The sequence below is a fragment of the Micrococcus sp. ACRRV genome, from assembly GCF_022346985.1.
In the GTDB taxonomy this organism is placed as follows: Bacteria; Actinomycetota; Actinomycetes; order Actinomycetales; family Micrococcaceae; genus Micrococcus; species Micrococcus porci.
Map to the genome: position 1 here is coordinate 1 of NZ_JAKRNH010000151.1, position 4,257 is coordinate 4,257.

At 72.6% G+C, this 4,257-nt stretch carries 4 protein-coding genes; 2 read left to right on the forward strand and 2 right to left on the reverse strand.

Annotated elements, in window-relative coordinates; all coding sequences use genetic code 11:
* Both MHY29_RS11405 and MHY29_RS11410 read left to right on the forward strand, forming a co-directional pair.
* On the forward strand, positions 1-911 hold a 911-nt coding region (locus MHY29_RS11405), incomplete at its 5' end, for an SDR family oxidoreductase (RefSeq protein WP_255718919.1).
* 75 nt (positions 912-986) lie between these two features.
* Positions 987-2,033, forward strand: a complete 1,047-nt coding sequence (locus tag MHY29_RS11410) for a nucleoside hydrolase (RefSeq protein ID WP_239241313.1) — start codon at positions 987-989, stop codon at positions 2,031-2,033.
* On the opposite strand, the gene MHY29_RS11415 is transcribed toward MHY29_RS11410, so the two are convergent.
* Both MHY29_RS11415 and MHY29_RS11420 read right to left on the reverse strand, forming a co-directional pair.
* Entirely contained in the window at positions 1,994-2,755 is a 762-nt protein-coding gene (locus MHY29_RS11415) for a queuosine precursor transporter (RefSeq protein ID WP_239241315.1), read from the reverse strand. The genes MHY29_RS11410 and MHY29_RS11415 overlap by 40 nt on opposite strands.
* A 35-nt stretch (positions 2,756-2,790) precedes the next feature.
* Positions 2,791-4,257: amino acid permease (locus MHY29_RS11420; protein ID WP_370643530.1), on the reverse strand; the 1,467-nt coding region annotated here is incomplete at its 5' end.

Below are 4,257 nucleotides of genomic sequence, written 5' to 3' on the forward strand. Positions count from 1 at the left end.
CCACCACCCCCACCGTCGAGGACTCCCAGGTGGCCCACGACGACCCGCGCACCCGCCACCCGAAGCTCCACATCACCAAGCAGCGCCAGCCCGAGCCGGGCCTGGACGTGAAGACGGATCCCGTCCCGGACATCGGTCTGGACTCGTACCGGGGGGCGGGCCGGCTGACCGGCCGCAAGGCCCTGATCACCGGCGGCGACTCCGGCATCGGCGCCGCGGTCGCCATCGCCTACGCCCGTGAGGGCGCGGACGTCGCCATCGCCTACCTGCCTCAGGAGCAGCCCGACGCCGACCGCGTCCTGGCGGCGATCGAGGCGGCCGGGCGCACCGCCGTCGCGCTGCCGGGGGACCTGATGGACGTGGACTACCGCGCCTCCCTCGTGGACGAGGCGGCGCAGCGCCTCGGCGGCCTGGACATCCTCGTGAACAACGCGGGCAAGCAGTTCATCTCCGATGACCTGGTCGATCTCACCGACGAGCAGGTCCACGAGACGTTCCAGATCAACATCATGTCCATGTTCACGCTCAGCCGCGCCGCGCTGAAGCACATGGGCCCGGGCAGCACGATCGTGAACACCACCTCGGTGCAGGCCTACAACCCCAACCCGAGGCTCCTCGACTACGCCGCCACCAAGGGCGCCATCAACAACTTCACCAAGGGCCTGGCCGAGCAGCTCGGCCCGAAGGGCATCCGCGTCAACGCGGTGGCGCCCGGGCCCATCTGGACGGTGCAGCACGTGTCCTACGGCGAGCCCGAGGAGAAGCTCCCCGAGTTCGGCCACAGCACCCCGCTCGGTCGCGCCGGCCAGCCCGTGGAGATGGCGCCCGCCTACGTGTTCCTGGCCTCGGGCGAGTCCAGCTACGTCAACGGCGAGACCCTCAACGCCAACGGCGGCACGCCCACCCCGTGACGCCCGGCGGTCACGGACCCGGGGAGGACCGCACCTGATCGGTCGGGCGGTCGCGACGGCACTACAGTGGCCGCCGTGACCGCCCGCCTCCTCGCCGACGTCGACACCGGCATCGACGACGCCTGCGCCCTGCTCCACCTCGTGGGCGCCCACCGCCTCGGTGTCGGCCCCGAGCTCGCGGCCGTCACCACCACGGGCGGCAACGCGACCGCCCGGGACTGCGCCCTGAACACGGCCGCGGTGCTGGACCTGGCCGGCCGGGCCGACGTCGAGGTGGCCGTCGGTGCCGAGACCCCGCTGCGCCGCCCCGCGGTCACCACCCCGGAGACCCACGGCGACGGCGGTCTCGGCCATGCCCGGATCGATCGCCGCCCCGAGCGGCTCTCGCCCCGGCCCGCCGTGGACGTGTGGCTGGACGAGCTGCGGGCCCACCCCGGGGAGACGACGATCCTCTGCACCGCGCCGCTGACGAACCTGGCCCTCGCCCTGCGCGCCGAGCCGCGCCTGCCGTTCCTCGCCCGCGGCATCGTGATCATGGGCGGCTCCTTCTATCATCCGGGCAACACCACGCCCACCGCCGAGTGGAACACCTGGGTGGACCCGGACTCCGCGAAGGAGGTGTTCGCGGCCGTCGAGGGACTGCCCGAGGACCGCCTGCCGATCGTCTGCGCGCTCGAGACCACGGAGCGTGTCGCCTACACGCCCACTCTCCTGGACGCCCTCCTGCGCGACGCCGGTGCCCGCCCCGTCGGCTGGTCCGCGGACCGCCCGCGCGTCGCCTGGTCCGCTGCGGACACCGGCCACCCGGTCACGGACGTCCTCGCGGACGCCCTGCGGTTCTACTTCGAGTTCCACCACGACTACGACCAGGGGTACATCGCCCACCTGCATGACCTCGTCGCCGCCCAGGTCGCCGCGGGCCAGGCGGACGTCACGCTGCAGGCGACCGTCGTCGACGTCGAGGCGGACTCGGAGCTGCTGCGCGGCACCACCGTCCACGACGACAGACGCATCTGGGGCCGCCGCCCGAACGCGCGACGCGTCACGGGCTGCGACCCCAGAAGGGTGTTCGAGGACTTCGCTCAGGCGGTCGGCGCGCTCACGGGGGCGGGCGTCGGCTGAGCCCGGTAGGTCGGCTCGTGCCGCTTGAGCCAACGGATGACCAGCAGCGTCACCGGCACGATGCAGATCTCCACGAGGCACTTGTAGACGTACCCGGTGACCGTGTAGTTCGCGAGGTCGGCCAGGGTGATCTTCCCGGCGAAGGCCACCAGGCAGAAGATCAGGGTGTCGAAGAACTCGCCCACCAGGGTGGAGGCGATGAGCCGCCAGGCCACGGCGCGCTCGGCCATGCGGGCCTTCATGCGGGCCACCACGGTGGCGTTGAGCAGGCTGCCCACGATGTACCCGGCCAGGCCGGCCAGGGTGATGCGCAGGGTGGGGGCGAGCGCCTGGTCCCAGGCCTCGAAGCCCTCCACCGGCGTCGTCAGGGCGACCAGCCGGTAGGTGAGGGCGGCGACGACCAGCATGGCGAAGCCGATGTAGATCGCCCGGCGCGCACGCCTCAGGCCATAGACCTCGGCGAGGATGTCGCCCACCACGTAGGACAGCGGGAACAGGAAGGCGCCGCCGTCGAAGATCAGGGGCCCGCCGCCGTAGAAGACGTCGGACACCCCGGGGACGGTGGGGCCGTAGAAGAGCTTGGCGGCGGTGACGCCGGAGAGGATCAGGAGGGCGACGAAGACGCCCACGAAGATGTCGTAGTGGCTGTGGGGCGCTGCGGCGGAGGCGGCGGCGCCCTGCCCAGACGTGGGCTCGGATCGGGATGCAGGGGTGGTGTTCACCGGGACATCCCATCACAGCCCGCCCCGCTCGGGCCTCACGCCGACGACGCGGCGCCCTCCTCGAGGTCCGGCCGGCTGCGGCCGCGGCCGGGCAGGAACAGCCGGTAGGCCGCCCCGAGCAGCACGAGCCACACGAGGCCCACGATCATGGCCACGCGGGTCTCCGGGAACCAGCCGAGCAGGCCGACGACGAGCAGCACGAACGCCACGGCGGCCCACGACGCCGCCGGCCACAGCGGCACCGGGAACGCGGACACGGGCAGGCCGCGGCGGGCGACCTCCCGGCGCATGGCGATGTGCGCGAGCAGGATCATCAGCCACACCCAGACGGTGGCGAACGTGGCGATCGAGGCCACGACGACGAACACGTCCTCGGGGATGACCGCGTTGAGCACGGCGCCCACGGCGAGTGCCAGGCCCATCACCACGGTCGCCATCCACGGCACGCCGCCGCGGGAGACGGAGGCGAAGACGGCCGGGGCCTGCCCCTGCTGCGCCATGCCGAAGAGCATGCGCCCGGCGCTGAAGGTGTCCGCGTTGATCGCGGAGATCGCGGCGGTGATGACCACCAGGTTGAGGATGGCGGGGGCGGCGGGGACGCCGAGGGTGGAGAAGATCTCCACGAACGGGCTGGCCTCCCCGGTGATCCGGTCCCACGGCACCAGGGACATGATGACCGCCATCGTCATCACGTAGAACAGCAGGATCCGCGCGGGCACGGCGTTCACGGCGCGGGGGATGGCCCGGCCCGGGTCCTGCGCCTCGCCGGCGGTGATGCCGATGGTCTCCACGCCGCCGAAGGCGAAGACGACGACGGACAGCGCCGCGAGCACGCCGGCCGCGCCGTGCGGGGCGAATCCGCCGTGGTCCACCAGGTTCTGCACGCCCGCCGGCGTGGCGGCGTCGAGGGAGACGCCCATGACCAGCAGGGCGACGCCGCCGATGACCATCGCGAGGATGGCGCTCACCTTCACGATGCTCAGCCAGAACTCCAGCTCACCGAACACCTTCACGTGGCGGGTGTTCACGGCGGCGATGAAGAGGATCACGGCCGTCACCCAGATCCACCGTGGGGTGTCCGGGAACCAGAAGCCCATGTAGACGCCGAACGCGGTGACGTCGGCGATGGCCACCACGACCATCTCGAACACGAAGGTCCATCCGGTGACGAACCCGGCGAACGGGCCGAGGTAGCGGTCGGCGTACTGGCCGAAGGAGCCGGGCACGGGGTGGCGCACGGCGAGCTCCCCGAGGGCGCGCATCACCATGAACACGGCGGCCCCGGCCACCAGGTACGCCAGGATCACGGCGGGCCCGGCCAGCTGGATGGCGGTGGCCGAGCCGTAGAACAGGCCCGTGCCGATCGCCGAGCCCAGCGCGATGAACTGGATGTGCCGCATCGACAGCCCGCGCCGCAGCCGCGCGTCCGCCGCACCGTGCGAGGGGGCGGCCGTGGCGCCGCCGGCGGGGGAGGGCGCCGGAGGGGCGGCGCCCTCCCCCGC